At 45.5% G+C, this 17,309-nt stretch carries 13 protein-coding genes; 4 read left to right on the top strand and 9 right to left on the bottom strand.

Features of this window, described 5'->3' with window-relative positions; translation table 11 throughout:
* Nucleotides 1-22: 22 nt before the first annotated feature.
* Nucleotides 23-3,031, top strand: a complete 3,009-nt coding sequence (locus tag ACESLK_RS18735) for a glycoside hydrolase family 2 TIM barrel-domain containing protein (RefSeq protein WP_373231225.1) — start codon at nucleotides 23-25, stop codon at nucleotides 3,029-3,031.
* Between the two features lie 63 nt (nucleotides 3,032-3,094).
* On the opposite strand, the gene ACESLK_RS18730 is transcribed toward ACESLK_RS18735, so the two are convergent.
* From ACESLK_RS18730 to ACESLK_RS18715, 4 genes are all read right to left on the bottom strand, one after another.
* Nucleotides 3,095-4,213, bottom strand: a complete 1,119-nt coding sequence (locus tag ACESLK_RS18730; RefSeq protein WP_373231224.1) for a GNAT family N-acetyltransferase — start codon at nucleotides 4,211-4,213, stop codon at nucleotides 3,095-3,097.
* An 86-nt stretch (nucleotides 4,214-4,299) separates the two neighbouring features.
* Entirely contained in the window at nucleotides 4,300-4,467 is a 168-nt protein-coding gene (locus ACESLK_RS18725) for a Beta-galactosidase C-terminal domain (RefSeq protein WP_373231223.1), read from the bottom strand.
* A 6-nt stretch (nucleotides 4,468-4,473) separates the two neighbouring features.
* Nucleotides 4,474-4,698, bottom strand: coding sequence for a beta-galactosidase trimerization domain-containing protein (locus ACESLK_RS18720; protein ID WP_373231222.1), 225 nt, complete (start codon nucleotides 4,696-4,698; stop codon nucleotides 4,474-4,476).
* Nucleotides 4,699-4,788: 90 nt separating this feature from the next.
* Nucleotides 4,789-7,818, bottom strand: coding sequence for a glycoside hydrolase family 9 protein (locus ACESLK_RS18715; protein ID WP_373231221.1), 3,030 nt, complete (start codon nucleotides 7,816-7,818; stop codon nucleotides 4,789-4,791).
* A gap of 608 nt (nucleotides 7,819-8,426) precedes the next feature.
* On the opposite strand from ACESLK_RS18715, the gene ACESLK_RS18710 reads away from it, so the two are divergent.
* The 3 genes from ACESLK_RS18710 to ACESLK_RS18700 all read left to right on the top strand — a co-directional run bounded on the left by ACESLK_RS18710 (nucleotide 8,427) and on the right by ACESLK_RS18700 (nucleotide 11,134).
* On the top strand, nucleotides 8,427-9,245 hold the full coding sequence (locus tag ACESLK_RS18710; protein ID WP_373231220.1) for an AraC family transcriptional regulator: 819 nt from the start codon (nucleotides 8,427-8,429) through the stop codon (nucleotides 9,243-9,245).
* A 98-nt stretch (nucleotides 9,246-9,343) separates the two neighbouring features.
* Nucleotides 9,344-10,840, top strand: coding sequence for an alpha-L-fucosidase (locus ACESLK_RS18705; protein WP_373231219.1), 1,497 nt, complete (start codon nucleotides 9,344-9,346; stop codon nucleotides 10,838-10,840).
* 123 nt (nucleotides 10,841-10,963) lie between these two features.
* On the top strand, nucleotides 10,964-11,134 hold the full coding sequence (locus tag ACESLK_RS18700) for a hypothetical protein (RefSeq protein ID WP_373231218.1): 171 nt from the start codon (nucleotides 10,964-10,966) through the stop codon (nucleotides 11,132-11,134).
* A gap of 335 nt (nucleotides 11,135-11,469) precedes the next feature.
* On the opposite strand, the gene ACESLK_RS18695 is transcribed toward ACESLK_RS18700, so the two are convergent.
* The 5 genes from ACESLK_RS18695 to ACESLK_RS18675 all read right to left on the bottom strand — a co-directional run bounded on the left by ACESLK_RS18695 (nucleotide 11,470) and on the right by ACESLK_RS18675 (nucleotide 17,187).
* Nucleotides 11,470-11,631 carry an aspartyl-phosphate phosphatase Spo0E family protein gene (locus ACESLK_RS18695; protein WP_373231217.1) on the bottom strand — a complete coding sequence of 54 codons (162 nt, stop codon included), beginning with the start codon at nucleotides 11,629-11,631 and terminating at the stop codon, nucleotides 11,470-11,472.
* Nucleotides 11,632-11,754: 123 nt separating this feature from the next.
* A complete protein-coding gene (locus ACESLK_RS18690) occupies nucleotides 11,755-11,898 on the bottom strand; it encodes a hypothetical protein (RefSeq protein WP_373231216.1) in 144 nt (47 codons plus the stop codon).
* Between the two features lie 149 nt (nucleotides 11,899-12,047).
* Nucleotides 12,048-12,437 (bottom strand): TIM-barrel domain-containing protein, encoded by a 390-nt coding sequence (locus tag ACESLK_RS18685; RefSeq protein WP_373231243.1) that lies wholly within the window; start codon nucleotides 12,435-12,437, stop codon nucleotides 12,048-12,050.
* 141 nt (nucleotides 12,438-12,578) lie between these two features.
* The gene (locus tag ACESLK_RS18680; RefSeq protein WP_373231215.1) at nucleotides 12,579-13,649 is read right to left on the bottom strand and encodes a peptidyl-prolyl cis-trans isomerase; all 1,071 of its coding nucleotides are present in this window, start codon (nucleotides 13,647-13,649) and stop codon (nucleotides 12,579-12,581) included.
* 103 nt (nucleotides 13,650-13,752) lie between these two features.
* The gene (locus ACESLK_RS18675) at nucleotides 13,753-17,187 is read right to left on the bottom strand and encodes a LamG-like jellyroll fold domain-containing protein (protein WP_373231214.1); all 3,435 of its coding nucleotides are present in this window, start codon (nucleotides 17,185-17,187) and stop codon (nucleotides 13,753-13,755) included.
* Nucleotides 17,188-17,309: the final 122 nt, after the last annotated feature.

Here is a 17,309-nt window from a genome sequence, read left to right as displayed (position 1 = left end):
GTTTATATCAGGAGGTTTGAATTTGATTCCGAATCCAATTTTTCATGAAGACCCTCAGCAGCCGCATATAAATACGGAAAAAAATCGCAACTATTTTATACCTTTTTCTCCGGAACAAGATGCATTCGCGCCAAGGGAAACGTCCAACCATATCTTTATGCTTAACGGACAATGGAACTTCAGGTACTATGAAAGCTTTCATGACTTGGAAGAAAACTTCCTTGAGATGGAAGACGGTAAAGAAATACCTGTTCCATCCAATTGGCAGCTGCATGGATATGATGTACCTCAATATACAAACATTCATTACCCTATTCCTTATGATCCGCCCTATGTGCCTGATCAGAATCCAACAGGTATTTACAACCGGGAATTTACAATGGATTTATCCGTTGGATTCGAGCGGTTTTTAAACTTTGAGGGTGTTGACAGCTGCTTTTATCTGTATATCAACAACCAATTTGTCGGATACAGTCAAGTTTCCCACATGACAAGCGAATTTAATATTACCAAATACCTTGTCAGCGGTACGAATACAATTACAGTTGCTGTGCTCAAATGGTGTGACGGGACCTATCTGGAGGATCAGGACAAATGGCGCATGTCAGGCATCTTCAGAGATGTGTATATCCTCTCAAGACCGCAGAATAAAATCGAAGGGTTTCACGTTATTTCCAAACTCCATGATTCTTACTCGAAAGCGGATATTTCTGTCGAAATAACCGCAAATACTGACGTTACAATAAAGCTATACGATCAAAGCGGTGATTTCCTTAGTGAGAATAGCCTTAAACCCGGAGAAACAACTCACGTTTTCCGCATTGATCATCCCAGCTTGTGGAATGCGGAAAATCCCTATTTGTACCGTATTACGTTGCATACGGATCAAGAAATCATTGGCGAAAAGGTTGGCCTGCGGGAGATTATAGTTGAAAACGGAGTCATCCTATTGAATGGTGCGGCGATTAAATTCAAAGGAGTTAACCGTCATGACAGCGACCCTGTAACGGGCGCCGTTATTAACAGGGAGCAAATGCTCGTTGACCTCTATTTAATGAAAAAGCATAACATCAATAGCATTCGAACATCACACTATCCCAACAGCCCCATATTTCTTCAGTTATGCGATGAACATGGTTTCTACGTCATTGACGAGGCGGATCTTGAAGCTCACGGCTCTGTAGAGGCAGCACATACACAAGATAACAATGGAGACTATTCCGGGATTGCTTTGCTTGTCGTTCGAGACGACTATGAAAAAGCCATCTTAGATCGAATTGACCTCATGATTACCAGAGATTTTAATCGCCCTTGTGTTCTGATATGGTCTCTGGGCAATGAAGCCGGTTACAGCAAAAACATGGAAAAAGCCGCTAAATACATTAAAGAATTCGATCCAACAAGATTAGTCCATTATCAAAGCATGCACGAATTAGAAGGCTCAGAGAAAGCTGATGACAGTGAAGCAACTTTGGATGTCGTTTCTACTATGTATACATCATCCGAGTGGATGCAAAATGATTTTCTGAAGAAGGAAAATGAAAAGCGTCCATTAGTATTATGCGAGTACAGTCATGCCATGGGGAATGGACCCGGGGATTTAGAGGATTACTGGAAAGTCATTTATTCAAATGACAGATTTAGCGGCGGCTTTATTTGGGAATGGTGCGACCACGGGATAGAAATCGGGATAGACAGCAACGGCAAAGCCAAGTATGCCTATGGCGGGGATTTTAATGAACCGCGTCATGACAGTAACTTCTGCATCGATGGATTAGTTTATCCCGACCGCACTCCTCATACAGGATTAAAAGAAGCAAAGAATGTTTATCGTCCTGTTCGAATCAAGCCGGTTGATACCTCAAAAGGGGAATTTGAGTTCATCAATACGTATGATTTCTCCGATTTGTCTGATAAGCTTGAATGTACCGCCCAGGTTACAGACCTTGGAAAAGTGATTTTTCAAGAGAAATTGGATATTCAGGTGCCGGCTAAATCTTCAAAAATCATTACCGTCACAAAGCTTGCAGAGTTAACAGGTACAAGTGTTTATGTGCGTTTTATCTTTACACAAAAGCATGATACCTTATGGGCGGACAAAGGCTATGAAATGGGTTTCGATCAAATCTTCATTTGCCAAGAACCAAAAATCATCGAGCCTGCTCAAGTGGATGTGCCTGTTGTTTATTCGGAAGACAAGAAATACATTTATATTTCCGGTAAAGACTTCGAATATCGATTTAATAAATCGATTGCGCTTTTTGATCAGTTGAATTTCAATAATAAAGCCTTAATTGAAAAACCAATGGAATATAATGCTTATAGAGCTCCAACTGATAACGAATGGATAAAACATAAATGGAATATGTTTAGCTTTGGGAGCCTTACGACAAAGGTTTACAGTATTTCGGCTGAGCATGCGGATACACACATCTTGATAAGCTCAAGGATTGCTCTTGGAGGTCATTCATACCACAACACCTTTCATCTGCAGACAGAAGCCGCCATTTTCAATAGCGGTGAAATTAAAATGAAATATACAGTTCAAGTTGCAGATAAACGTCCTTACTTGCCGCGCTTTGGTGTGAGAATGTTTATGAGCAAAGAGTTTGACCAGGTAGAGTATTACGGATATGGACCCCATGAAAGCTACATTGATAAGCATCAAGCTTCCTATATGGGTGTGTTCTCACAACCTATTTCCGAAATGCATGAGGATTACATCAAGCCGCAAGAGAATTCCTCCCATTACGGCTGCGAATATGTGAAAATCAACTCCAGCGATACCCTGGTCACACTTGAAGCAGAAAAACCATTTTCATTTAATGCGTCTGAATACACGCAAGAAGAGCTTTCTACAAAGAAACATCATTACGAGCTGGAAAAGAGTGGATACTCTGTTGTGTGCATCGATTACAAACAATCCGGCATGGGTTCAGCAAGCTGCGGACCATTCTTATTAGATCAATATCAATTAAAAGAAAGAGAATTTGATTTTCAATTTTGGATTAAGCCAACCCAAGCCCAATGAATTTGTCCCCGCAGCAAGCGGGGAATTGGACCCTGACCAGTTATTCCAACTGTTAGTATGCCGTCAGAACTTATCAACCTTGTACCAGAATATGGGTAATGGGAACCAGCCGGCAGGTGCGGGAACGGCCATATACCGACCGTGTTGCGTGAGCAGAAGCGTCTGTGCCTCCTCCTTGCTAAGGACAACTGCACAAGACTTAGCCGACCGCTCAATAGTCACTCCACTCGCGTCCACGTGCGCAGTGACTGGCTGCCCATCCATTACTGCGGAGAATTGTCCCAGTACAAGTCCGGTAGTCTTATGCTTAAGCGTCAGATACGCCTTCAGCACATTGGCAAAGTCAAAAATATTGTACATATCAGATGTCTCTATAATGAAATCCTCAGCAAAACTGCCAAGGCTGGCATTCAGCGAAGCATCATATTCTGGGGCGTAAATAACAATCTGCTCCGAGCCGATGTGTGCCAGATAAGCCTTGATCGTTCGCAATATATCTTCCGTATTTTCCATCGAGATTTCGGATATATCATCACCTGCTTGGTTTGCAATCAGATACCCGATCAACCTGCCCTTTTCCATCACGCCCAGCGCATTCTGATGAAGACTGTTCAATATAAGGGGTAAATGCTGCGCGTCACGATGCACGTATGCAAGCCGATCCATGTTAATCCTATATGCAAAGTCTCCTGCCCCTTTGGCCTCGAACAACGGACAGAAGGACAGCCCTTTCTCGTCCACATGTTTCAAGGCATGGCGTACGTTGGCATCCCCCACAATGTACTTGAACTTAACACCGCCAAGAGTGAAGCCAGAATACTCATATCTCTGACGCTGGCCATATAGTACGACCATATCATACGATTTGCGCAATTCCTCCAGCCACATGTTCATGAGCACCTTCATATGCCCTTCGCCGCGTGCCCGGGGATGCACCGACACGGTGCCCAAATATCCGATCTGAAGGGAACAGTCACACACCTTCATAGATAACGGCAAAATTGCCACCTGCGCGCGCAGCCTTCCTTCTTCATCCACAGCTACCCTATGCATAGCTGGAGAATCGATGTTCTTTCCATATACTTTCGGCATCAGGGTTTCAAAATCCAAGCGGAAAGCGTAGTTCGCTAAATCAATGCATTCATCGCGTTCATTCGGTCTTGCCATCCTGTATTCAACCATAGCGTTCCACTCCATCAGTTAAAATATATTACTTCCCATTCAAGCTCTCTTCACCTCCGATTATTCAGGGATGCGTCGGGTTGCCTTTACTCTGTAAGCTCCACAATCTCGATCCCATATGGCTCCATGGCCAAAACCGTTCCAACCCGGTCCTCTCCCAGCAGGCTAGCATATTCGCCTTCGAGCGTTACGGTTTGCCGTTTGCGGCTGAGATTCATTATGAATAGATAACGCGCCGTTCCCTTCCTCCGCACTGAAATTTACACTCCTTCGGGCAGTCCGTCAAAGCGGATCAAGCCAATCCTATTGGCAATCTCGCGGAACAAGTCCAAATAGAAGTTCTCTTCGGCGACGGTTCCTAGGTAGAGCACTTGGCCTTGTCCCAGCTTGTGAACCGTTACAGCCGTTTCGCCGGCGAAGAAATCATCATTGTACCATGATCGGCTCCGCTCCCGCAGGCGCGAGAATATCGCACCATTGGCCACAGCAGGTTATCAAATATTTTGCGCTATGAATAATAAAGGCTCAACTGCAGTGATTATCCACTGGTTGAGCCTTTATTATGCTCAAATCTGTTATTGACCTGTCGTTAAGGACAACAAGTATTCCGCATCCCGGATCAGGTAATCAGCAGCTTCAACCGAAATATGCTTACCTCTTTGTGCCGTCACATGACTCACCAAGTCAGCCAGAGCATTCGAAGCCAATTTGCTTTGCAAGCTATTTGCGATACCTGAGTTATCAATCCATCCGGCATTCGTAAAGAGTGTCACCAAGGCCTGCATGGATTGGATGCTGGTAGTCGTCTGGAATACGATCTCTTGGCTGCTCGTATTTCCTGCTAGGTCACTTGCAGTTACGATAAAGGTATGAGAACCGAGCGGCAGTGTATAGAGTGGTATCGTTGCTCCTTGCTCCACACCATTCCCATCCAACGTGACCGTCGTCTTGCTGGCGTCAATTCCGGACAAGCTATCGTCCAGCGTGATGACTGGCGTAACATCCAATGAATCATTGTACGTACCGGATTCCACACCTGTTACCGTAATTTCCGGCGCTGTCGAATCCAGGTTGAAGCTGATGGTTTTAGCAGCTTCAACATTCCCGACGTTGTCTGTCGAACGGTAGCTCACTGTATATTGACCATCTTGACTCAACGTGACCGGCACCGTGTAGGTTTGCCATGTAGTCCCGCCATCCAGACTATACTCCGTCTTGGCTACGCCCGACAAATCATCGTTGGCAGTTAAGCTGACTGTCACATCCGATGTATACCAGCCATTGCTTCCGGTTGGTGCTGCAGGAGTTACGGTTGCTGTTGTAACAGGTGTTGTCTGATCATTGAAATGATAACTGTTAGCAAATGCGGAGATAAACACTAGACTTGCATTAGAACCAATAGAGTGCTCATTTGTGGTCCATTCGCTATCGCTATCCAGAAAATCTTTGGCAGGGAAATTTGACGAGCCTCCACCGTTATACTTATTAGCACCTAACGGGATCCACCCCTTTGGTACCCCCGGTCTTGGGTCATTGTTAAAAGTACCGAATACGGTTTTTATGGCATTGTCGCCATATCCTGTTACAAAGCTCTTACTCATTGCATTAGCTCCTAGCATATAGTTTAATGCAGAAAGAGCCATATTGTTAATGGTTTCGTTATTCATTCCAAGAAGCTTGGAACCAATCAGAGCTTCGTTAACCGTACCGAGCATCATGTTGTTACTGCCCCAGTAATAATTACCTTCAAAGATTGTGTTATTCCAAGCATTGCTTTGATATCTATTGATTTCTTTGTTTAGCCAAATCGTAAAATTATCTTTATACCAGTTTACAGTATCCATGTCGAGGTTTTCAGATTTCATATAATGGAAGAAAGCGTAATGCCAGATACCGACCCAATCTCCTTCCGGATTATCAAATGAAGTCTGACTTTGTGCATAGTTATTCACAAAGTAATCGTTATACTGTGCACCGCCGGTAGCCCTATACAAAGATGCAGCGGCCACAAGCCTCGAGTCCTTATCGGAGTCAGTCGCATAAGTTCCGTCTGGCCCTTTAATATTATCGGGATTCTGCTCGAGATACATCCATGCACTTATAGCAGCATTTAAACATGTATCAGCAAACACTGGATCATATTGAGCATAAGCCATTGAAGCATGAGCTAAAATATTTGCTGCCCATGCAGTATCATTTGTCGGCCTCACATTTGTAACATCGTCTCTTTTATCCCTTATAGCTCTATTATTATCATCATTATTCATTGACTCGACTTTTGCGTAAAAACCACCGCTAACAGAATCTTGCATTTTTAGAATCCATTCAAGTTCCCATCTAGCTTCATCAAGGATATCAGGAACACCGTTTCCGCTTTCTGGAATATTAAACTGATTATCAGAATATGACTCCGGGAACAACTCAGATGACCATAATAGAGTCATTGCCGTCCATGCTCCGTTACTTAAAAACTTTCCTTTATCGCCGGCATCAAACCATCCTTTCGATACTTCTCTTGTAATCGCAGAATTGGATTCAAAGGGAGCAGCCGTATCCATAGGTGTTATATCTGCCCTTGGGAAATCCGGAGCATACTGCGGCTCAAGTGCAGTTCCTGAACGTTGATAATAAAAATATCTTGCCGCATCAGACAATAGAGGCTTAAAAACGTCATCTCCTATCTTAAATTTGAAGGAGTCTTCTATACCGTCTGCATTAACTGTAATGTAATAATCACCGGATTCTTCAAGATCCGTAAATACGGCTTTTAGAACCCGTTCTCCGGAATCAATGTCATAATCCTTAACGAGGACCAATTGCCCAGTATAAGCAACTGAATTATCAGAAACTCTCTTTACCTGAAACTCAGTGCCCACTGTAGCTTGGAGTTCATCCTCAAATCCGGAAACATAGGCATATTTCTCAGCAGAATTCAGGTAACCTACCTGATTTAGTTTAATAGCCTCATATCCTTGTTCTATATCAGTAGTAGTAAATTTGATTTGGTTTAACAAAACATTAAACGGTTCATTGTTTACTCTGTCCAGAATGATGGCCTTTGCATTGTATGCTTCTATACCGAGCGATGGGTCTAAAATATCCTTTAAGGGTATCTTTACATGTTGCCACTCGGTGGTAACTGTAGTGTAATCCGCTACTGGTACTGTAATAGTTATCTCATCCGGTTCTCGCCTGGACACATGATCAACTGCACCGATTTTAAACTGTTCTCCGCCAACTTCCCCTTTTACATTAAATTCCAGGAATCCGTTTGGAACATAGGCGGATACATCATGACTGGCCCATCCTGCCATTACAAGTATGGCCACCATCCACGCCATATTCGGTTGTGTAACATTAAATCTCAACGAAGGTAAATTTTCATACATTTCTTGAGTGTCAACAGGCAATTGACCGTTTATAGTTTCCAATTCGCCACTACTTCCGGACCACCCGTAGTATGTATCTGTGAATATATGATAGTCCGGAATGTCTCTCCACCCTGCTGGTGCGCCGTAACTTGTAGAAGCTGCCGCTGGTGAGATTACTGAAGCAAATACTACTGCAATACATGCGATTTGAGTTAATAATTTTTTCGCTTTCATAAGATACCTCCTAATTTAATTGCTAATAGTCATAGCCTTACCTGCACGTTGATACATCACTTCTAAACCAAGCAATTATTGGTTTCCTGCCTCAGTCACCTCCTTCAAGTATTTAAGAGTTCTAAAATGGGAAACGAATCGTAATTCTCTTGGTTCTTTGTGTCCAATCTATTGAAAGCAGTCCAAACTGCTTTCAATAGATTCATAAAATCGCTTACAAAATTCCCGGCATCACTTCACTTTTTCCCCGCCCTCATTTTGATAATGTTCATATTGATTATATTTCAAGGAATGAAAATCATCCTTGAGTATCAAGCCGCTTAATAGCATAATATAGACACGCATGAGTGGAACGGAAGGCATCGGACGTTATTAAGGATAGGAAGATCAGCAAAATGAGGGATAGAAAAATCCTTCGACATTGTGTTTAATAATAGAACTCCAATTTCTGCCACATTAATTTTGAATGAAATCAGACATATAGCTAGCCCATCCTCCTATTGTTCATCATTTTACATGAATAATAGGTGATGGCTCACCACCAGGAATTCTTGTATACTTCTTGAGTCATATAAAAAAATGAAAGTTGTGATTCGATGCGGCATTACATGAAACAGATGATGGTCACAGCCTTGGACCGTACTCTGCCCATTTACATCGAAACGATGGGTTGGAATGAATGGCAGGAAGAATTTATAAGACCGGAAGGTTATCACTGTTATCATTGGCTGCAGACAACGAGCGGAGAAGGATTATTTGAATGCTCCGGCAAATCCTTAACCTTATCGCCAAATCAAGGGGTTTTGTTACACCCCAACGTTCCCCACCGTTATGTTGCTATTTCGCAGCCTTGGTCAACTTGGTATATAACCTTCAATGGAAAACACGCGCCTTTCATCGTTTCCTCTCTCGGTTTGGCAACTTCCACTGTTATTCGTTGGGAACTAAAATCCCCTCTAACTACTCTGCATAATAGGAGTCGAACGTTGGCAGGACGGAACCTCGATTTTAACGGAATGGATGGTTCTGCGTTTGTCTATCGCTTTCTGATTGATCTGAAAAAACATGGACAGGTCGATAATCAACGTTCCCTTTCCCAACATCATGTCCGATTAATGCCTCTTTTTCGTTTTCTTGATGAGAATTATTCAAATCCAACTCTTGGATTGGTCCATATGGCAGCATATACTAGTGTCAGTTCACAACAATTGAACTACCTATTCAGATTAACAACAGGGATGAGTCCTTACCAATTCCTCATACACTTGCGCATTCAGAAAGCCAAAGAGTTCCTTATAAACGAAAAAGGCCTCACCGTCAAGGCAATCGCCTCTTCGGTGGGCTTTTTGGATGCTAGTCATTTTGTAACCACTTTTAGGAAGCTTGAAACCATAACTCCAGAGAGGTATCGTGATCTGAATAAATAGATAATTTTATACAAGAGGAAGTTAGGATTCTATATTCAAGAGTAGAACACAATATTGCTAAGATAAGGCTGCAGCAAAAAATAGGAGGCTTAATCCGCATGGTTAAGGCGCAAATCGCCAAGGGTTCTTTCGAACCCACATTTGAATCGCTCAGGAAATTCGAGTGCCCGGAATGGTTCCGGGACGCCAAGCTCGGCATATGGTCGCATTGGGGCGCTCAATCTGTTCCGATGTACGGGGACTGGTACGCCCGGAACATGTATAGCGAAGGTTCCGACCAATACAGGTACCATATTCGCCATTACGGGCATCCGTCGAAATTCGGCTACAAAGATATCGTTCAGCAGTGGAAAGCGGAAAAATTCGATCCTGAATCGCTGATGGACTTGTACGTGGCTGCCGGCGCCAAGTATTTCGTTGCACAGGCTATGCACCACGACAATTTCTTCAACTATGATTCGAAAATCCACCGTTGGAATTCGGTCAATATGGGACCGAAGAAGGATATCGTTGCGATGTGGAAAGCCGCAGCTTCCCGCCGGGGACTGCCTTTCGGTCTGACCGAGCATCTGGGAGCGACGTTCAGCTGGTTTCAATTTAATAAAGGACAGGATAAGGAAGGCCTTTACGCGGGCATCCCTTATGACGGAAACGATCCCGAGTACGAGGATTTGTATTTGCCGAACCGCGAGCATTATGATCCGGACCAACCGCTATTCGCACCGACGCCATGGTATTCAGCCAATCCTTGGTGGAATCAGCGCTGGTTCGACATCATCAAGGAAGTCATCGATTTGTACCAGCCGGATCTGCTGTACTCCGATGGAGGGCTTCCGTTCGCTAGTGCCTGGGATAGACGGGACGCCTCCTTGGATGACCCGTTATTCGCTGCCGGGCTGAATGCGGCAGCTCACTTGTACAATACGAGCGCTGCGGCCAACGGCGGGGTTAATCGCGCAGTTTATAACCAGAAAGACCGCAGGCCAGACGTTTACCGTATCGGCATCCTCGACATTGAGCGCAGCCAGGAGCCGGACATCAAGCCTGACCCGTGGCAGACCGATACGTGTGTAGGGGATTGGTTCTACCATGTGAAAAACGAATACAAGAAACCGGGGCACGTCATTGAAATTTTGGTCGACATCATTGCCAAGAACGGCAACCTGCTCCTCAATATTCCGCAGAAGCCGGACGGCACGATCGATGACGAGTGCACTTATATCCTGCAGGAAATGGCCAAATGGATCCGGATTTGCGGGGAAGGCGTGTACGGCACCAGGCCGTTCCGAATATCGGGCGAAGGCTATTCCAGCGTCGTCATTGATCATTTCAAGGAAGACAGGGTAGATTGGAACTCCGGCGACTTCCGTTTCACCCAAAAGGGAAATACACTGTACGCATTCCAGATGCGTTGGCCGAAAGATCAACGTGCCGTCATACGCACATTGACACCGGCAGACCAAGTAGAATCCGTGCGACTGCTTGGCGTGGGAGAAGTTCCGTTCGAACAGCCTTACGGAGCTCTGATTGTTTCGCTGCCGGACCGGCAGCCGACGCCGTACGTCAACTGCCTGGCGATTGAACTTAAGCCATAACTATCATTTGGTACGAACGAAGCCGGTTACCTTGATTACGGTAGCCGGCTTTTTTTCGCATTATGAGAGAATTCACGTTTGATACAGAAAGCAGTCGAATCGTCGGAATACATATCCGCTATTTTGAAAGTTGTATGGAGCGGGAAGCTGTATTTCCAGTTGCTCCGGCAATTCACCGCCGAAGGTATGGAGGAAGGCAACTCCTTCGGTGCCTTTTCTATTCATTCAAAGTATACATTGCCCATCCAGCGGATGGCGGTAGCTCTCTATTGTTGGTTCCTAACCAAAAGCTGATCCCGTCTTTTATAAGCGGGGCAATCCGTTGATAGCAGCGCATACCTTCGTCAACGATTCGCCATTGCTCATCCTGCAACTCACAAATATCCCTGACAGACACATGCGGTCTAGGAACGTGTTCACGATCGAAAACGGAGCCTTTGCTCGGAATCCTCTTTGCGCAACGCGGCCTTTATCTGACTTTGTCCAGGCAGAATCGCACGATGCATATTCGCGGCAATGACGAGGTGAGGGAGTTCTCTGCGTATTCGCCTTAAGATGGATTCATTCATAAATTGGTGCAATAATCAGTTGGAATTCCAATCGCAATAGTCGTGCCGATTCGAATTCGCTTACTCAATTTCATCACGAGGACCCTTCGGCTTTACATAAGTCATTTCATTTATCAGAAGATCTAGCTCTTGACTCTTACGTATGACATCAGGATGAAGGAGATTATATCGATGTAATAAAGCTAATTGATATAATTGATCGCGCAAATTTTCCATTTTCATGTTGTGACCTCCACAGCTAAACTGTAAAGATTATTTCATCACATGCTTCAGTAAACTTATCCAATGGTAAGATTGTTGCCTTCCACCATCACTTGGAATAGCATAGGTCGTTCGTTTGGCGAATCATTTGGAGCTTGAATGGCTAGCATGCATAGTCCGGAAAATGTCGTAACCAAGGGTCCCGTACAAAAAATATTTTTTCTCATTGGTGTCGGCAAGCACAAACGGATCGCGCAAATGTATGGCCGACATGCGTTTTTTCTGCATGCTCATCCCCCCAACAATTCGTCCTGCTTCAGACTCAACGGAACATCCGATACTTCGCGCAGATACAAAGGTATGGTTTCCAATGGCGAATCAACAACCACATGCTGCCCTCAATCGAGGACTTGTTCCGTATAAGGATCAACCACCTGCTACCGGTTGTAAAATAGACGCTTCGGCTTCTCGCTCCTTCTTTCAATACCGGTGCAACGAACGAGGATATCGGGTCCGAACATATATTGATCATCAACCTCCCTAGCTGTGGGATCCTGATGGAGATCATAGAACGACGGACGCATTGGCGGGGTGCCTTTTACATGTGCCTCCTTCATGAGACGAGTGATATACGGCTTGAGGCGTTCCCGCATTTGAAGATATTTCTTTGCGATCGTATACGCTTCTTGCCCGTAACTCCATACTTCGTTATCCGACCCGCTGGCACATAGGCCCCCGCCTGTCGTACCGATAGGCTTTTGAGTAAGCTGCCGATCGCCATGCAAGCGGAATACCGGGCAGAATGCGCCATACTGAAACCAACGGATAAAGCATTCGCGGAAAGAAGGATCGTCCGTATTCTCTCCATTGAATCCCCTATATCAGTAGTCCACCACGGGATTCCCGCAATGCCCATGCTCTTAACATGTGTAACCCTCACTCCCATTTATCTTGTCTCAGCAAAAAGCTCATTGAATTTTGAAGCTGTCATATACCTTTTGATCGATCTTTACCTCAGCTTCCCGTACCCACTCATTTACCGTCTCGTCATATTTTTTATCTATATATTTCTCCGTCACATCGTCCTTGACAGATTCGAAATCCTTTAATCCATGATCTTCCCTCTCTAGGAGCTTTATAATATAAAAACCGCCGTGAAATTCGAAAATTTCGCTTGTCTGCTCCTTTTCAAGCATATCGGCTGTCCGTCTGATTGGTCCGTTAGCTTGGTAATCCGCGCGGTCAAATTTCCCTAACTCTTGCTCGTCAGTATCAATTCGGAGATATGTTTCCTGTTTCAATCGTGCGATTTCTTCATTCAACGTTTTGCCGCTTTCCAATTCAGCCACGAGTTGCTGAAGCCTTGATAATGCGGTTTTCTTTTCGCCTTCATCGATATTTCCTTGATCATCCGCAAATAATATGCCCAGCCTTTGAATCGTCATCGGCTCCGGATTTCTGAAATATTTATTCTTGATTTGATCGTAGTAGCTTTGCAACTCACTCTCTGTAATCTTCCAACTTTTTTCAGCTAACGTATTTTTAAGTTTTATGGCTAAATTGCTCAGTACATATCCATAATACATGTGTTCCGTGTATTGGGTCGGTCCGTAAATGATTTCACCCTTGGCAATAGCTGCGCTGCGGCGCTCATTTTCCTTTGTCAAGCCGGAAAGAAACGCATCGTAAGAAGCATCATCGAGAATACCGTACTTCTTGGCTTCGATTTGCTGAACCTTCACTTTAACAAGCTGATCCATGGCTTGCTGCTTCGCTTTATTCATAGGAACTTCGCCTCCGAATGAATCACTCCAGAAGGTGGGGGAGTCCCCTGCGCCAAATATCTGTTTAAAATAGTCATGCACCGAAGCCTTTTGCTGATCCAGAAAAAACGCGAACTCCTTCTGCGAGATGGCTTCTTGATTAACAAAAGCGATCGGCTGATCATGCCCTTGCTTTATTGCAGCCTTCGTTATCCAAGCCCCGATCAACACAACAACCAAAATGAGCAATACGCCCCACAGCCGCCTCTTTTTCATTGTGCCTCCTCAATGTGCATAAAATCTCATGGGGAACAACCCAATTGTGGACATTCCCCATAAGATCATTCCATTGTGTTAATTGTCTTGCTCGGTAATTGTGTTAGATGTCTTGTTCGGTAATCACGAAATCATCGCCATAAGAGGGATTGGTTCCGCTTAATCCATAGAAATAAATGTCCGCGGTCGTGTTGGTTGCTCCTGTTGTAAACGTAATCGATGCTTTCGTATAGCTCGTAGAAGTAAACGTATAAGTCAGTTCTGTCCCGCCATAGTTCTTGACACCGAAAAGCAAGCTTCCTCCTGAGCCAGCTTTCCCCCAAGCGGTAAGCGTGTACGTCGTGTTCGGTTTCAGATCATAAACCCACTGATCGATCCCTGTCGACGTTGGTAATTTTACTGCATACGAACCGCTGTGAGCGTTCCCGTCATTAACTGCGCTTGGTGTGCCATAAGGGCTCCACCAACCTAAATTACCGGCCTCGAATCCAGGCTGGCCTACACCTGCGAGTGGTATATTGCCGGGTCTGACGAAGATATCGTCGATGTAGGTGTCTCCGGTTCCGCTCAGCTTCGACAAGGTAATCGTAGCCGATGTATTGTTCGGACCTGTCGTGAAAGTTACTGTGCCTTGGGTATAACCCATACCGGACACAGTGCTGGAGGCATTGGTGCCGCCAAAGCTGCTTGCGCCGATCGTTACGCTGTCTCCCGGTGTGACCGTTTTGACCCAAGCCCTGAATCTGTAAAGCGTATTCGGCTTCAGCCCAGTGACCGTCTGGCTGATGCTTGCCGAGGAGCCGACAAGCTTGGCGGCATAAGATCCGCTGTGGGCATTTGCCGAATCATTCACGACAGATGCCGAAGCGCCTGTCCAGTTTCCGAAAATTCCAAGCTCCAAACCTGCATTCATAACATAATTACTGGTCGCTCCGCCTGGAATCAGGACAAAATCGTCTGCATAGGTGGTGCTGGTTCCGGAAACTTTCCAGATATAAATGTTCGCGCTCGTATTGGAAGAACCGGTTGTGAAGGTTACGGATACTTTCGAATAGCCTGTGGCGTTGGTGGTTTGATAGGTTTCGCTGCCGCCAAAATTTTTGACGCCGATCGATGCGATATCCCCTGCGCTCGACACCTTCGCCCATCCGGACAATGTGTAAGTCGTATTCGGCTTCAAGCCGCTCACCGTCTGGTTCGCACCGACAGACGAGCCTGTCAGCTTCACCGCATAGGAACCTGTATGCGCGTTGCCGTCATTAACCACGCTTCCGCCGGAGCTCCATACCCCTAAGCTTCCCGTTTCAAAGCCCGGGTTGGATGCCAGATTCGCATTGGCGATACCCGAACCGTTATAGGCTCCGATGTTAGGCGCCGCCGTAGCGGATACCGTATTTCCCCAGTAATCCAGTCCGCCATTATCTGCGATTACTGCACCTGCGCCAATCGCCGGTGACCCTGTCAGCAACTGATAACCGTCAACCGTATTTCTTCCATCTCCGCCGCTTCCAGGGTTCACAAACTTGGGATCGCCTGTAACTGCATGGGCATCCGTTGGCGAAGTAAAGCCATAATACAAGTTCGAATCGTAGACAAGACCTGCTTTTTCAGCTAATACCGATCCGGCCGCGCCAACAAAAATATTGTTGGAGACAAGTGCGTTACTGCTAAATTGAACATTAGTCAAATTACTCCAACTGTATGGATTGGTATTAAAGACTTGATTCGGACTGTAGAATACGTTGTTGTAAACAAGCATTCTCGCATTATCGCCGGCATTATTGATCCGGCTGCTGCCCTGATTGATATTGTAGCGAATGACTTGTGTTGCGGTGCTCTTGTAGTTCCAACTGGTGCAATTCGCGCAATTGAGGTAGAAGCCGCCTGAGTTGTCATGGCTGTAGTTATACTGATAGGTGCATGCCCCGGACGTGATCCCCCAATCGCAATCCCAAGCCTGGGAATCATTCGTCTTGAAAATGCGGGCGGCTTCGTTGAATTGGTACGTAGGATTCAAGGTAGCAGATGACCACATATGAGCGATAGCTCCAGAATTGATTGCTTGAAAGCCGATATCATAGGACGTGTTATACTGTATTAACGGCGAATCCGCTGCGCCGATATAGATAGCATCGGCTTGGGCGCTTTGGATGTTGTTGTTTTGAACAACCAAATTTTTAATATAAGTGTGAGGAACGATTCCATCCCCTGATGTTGTTGTTATTCCTATGCTGCCTACATCGTGTACGTTATTGGAATCGATGAGCACATTTTCAAAATGTCCTGTGCCAGGCTGGTTAACATGGTATTTACTCGGAACCCGGACCGTAATACCGCCGGACGAATACCTGCCGTATTTTTCATTGTTTCCAATCGATACTCCTCTAACATTATGCACGTTATTATTTCGAATGGTAATGCCATAGTACGTGTTGCTGTCGGTAACTTCTGCCAAAATCCCGCTTCTCATCTCATCCTGCGAAGCATCGTTAGTAACCTCCAGATTTTGTACCGTCCAGTAGCTTTCATTTAGCAAATAGACAGCTGCTTCTGTGCTTCCGCCGCCGTTGATGATCGGAGGTGCTCCCGTACCATAGGAGTCGATAACAATGGGAGAAACGCTCGTACCGGTACCTGTCGGCTTCAGTTGTCCTGAGCATGCTGTGCCTTTTTTCAAATAAATGGCATCGCCAGGACCAAACCCACCGGATTTATTGTTTACGCTAGTCAGCGCATTCCACGGGCTGGCAATCGTTCCCGATCCGTTCATTGCTGCCGAACAATCGACATAATACGCGGAAGGGGTGTGCACCAGACTACTGAGATCCGAAGCCGACAAAGCCGAGTTATATACCCGGAAATCGTCTACCGTTCCTTGCATATAAGGATTCCCAGTATACTGGGCTTTGCCGATATAGTTATTCGTTAATGTGCCAAGCCTCGCAGGCGTCAGGCTGATCGTATTTCTCGCAACCTCTTCCCCGTTCACATAAAGAATTGCGGTAGAACCCGATAAAACGACAGCCAAATGCATCCAAGCGCCCGTAGGGATTGATTTGGCGCTTTCAACGAATTGTTCACCGCCGCCTCCGCTATTGGTAATTGTAAAACGAAGCGTGTTGCTGCCGGACTTGGGCGTCAACAACATATACGCATTCGTGCCGGAGCCGAAGTCGAAAATTCGATCCCATGTATGCAGGGCATCCAGCTTCACCCAAGTCGAAATCGTAAAGTCGGTATACCCCTGAACAAGAGCCGGAAAGCTGATATAATCGTCCGTTCCGTCCAAGCTGACACCTTGCCCGCTTTTCCCAGCCGTCCAAGATGCGCCTCCGTTCAACGTTCCATTAGAGCTTCCCGCGGAATCCGTTACCGTTGTTCCGCTTCCCTCATTCATCGCATACAAATGTGTCGGAGTCGCAGCGGCATAAGCCGTCCGAGCGCCACCCGGGAGCAAGCTGACCGCCGGCGCAAGCAATTGACAAGCAAGCAGCGCTAAAGTGAAACAAGCAACGATCCTTAACCTAAACTTCATCATTCTTATTGTTCCTCCTTGTAATGTATCATCTTCACCTTGTGTCAAGCTTTTCCCGATGTCCCAAGATTGCGATTGCAACTCTTCGCGATTTATCGGAAAATGATGCTCACCTCCAGGGACTT

Source organism: Cohnella sp., assembly GCF_041640265.1.
Classification (GTDB): Bacteria; Bacillota; Bacilli; order Paenibacillales; family Paenibacillaceae; genus Cohnella.
Note: the sequence above shows the minus strand (reverse complement) of the source record. Positions and strands in the feature narration are given on the sequence as shown.

Coding starts and splice junctions, on each gene's coding strand:
- ACESLK_RS18730 (WP_373231224.1), bottom strand. CDS start 4,213: ATGGTTGAATACAGGATGGCAAGACCGAATGAACGCGATGAATGCATT.
- ACESLK_RS18715 (WP_373231221.1), bottom strand. CDS start 7,818: ATGAAAGCGAAAAAATTATTAACTCAAATCGCATGTATTGCAGTAGTA.
- ACESLK_RS18710 (WP_373231220.1), top strand. CDS start 8,427: ATGAAACAGATGATGGTCACAGCCTTGGACCGTACTCTGCCCATTTAC.
- ACESLK_RS18705 (WP_373231219.1), top strand. CDS start 9,344: ATGGTTAAGGCGCAAATCGCCAAGGGTTCTTTCGAACCCACATTTGAA.
- ACESLK_RS18695 (WP_373231217.1), bottom strand. CDS start 11,631: ATGAAAATGGAAAATTTGCGCGATCAATTATATCAATTAGCTTTATTA.
- ACESLK_RS18690 (WP_373231216.1), bottom strand. CDS start 11,898: ATGCAGAAAAAACGCATGTCGGCCATACATTTGCGCGATCCGTTTGTG.
- ACESLK_RS18680 (WP_373231215.1), bottom strand. CDS start 13,649: ATGAAAAAGAGGCGGCTGTGGGGCGTATTGCTCATTTTGGTTGTTGTG.
- ACESLK_RS18675 (WP_373231214.1), bottom strand. CDS start 17,187: ATGATGAAGTTTAGGTTAAGGATCGTTGCTTGTTTCACTTTAGCGCTG.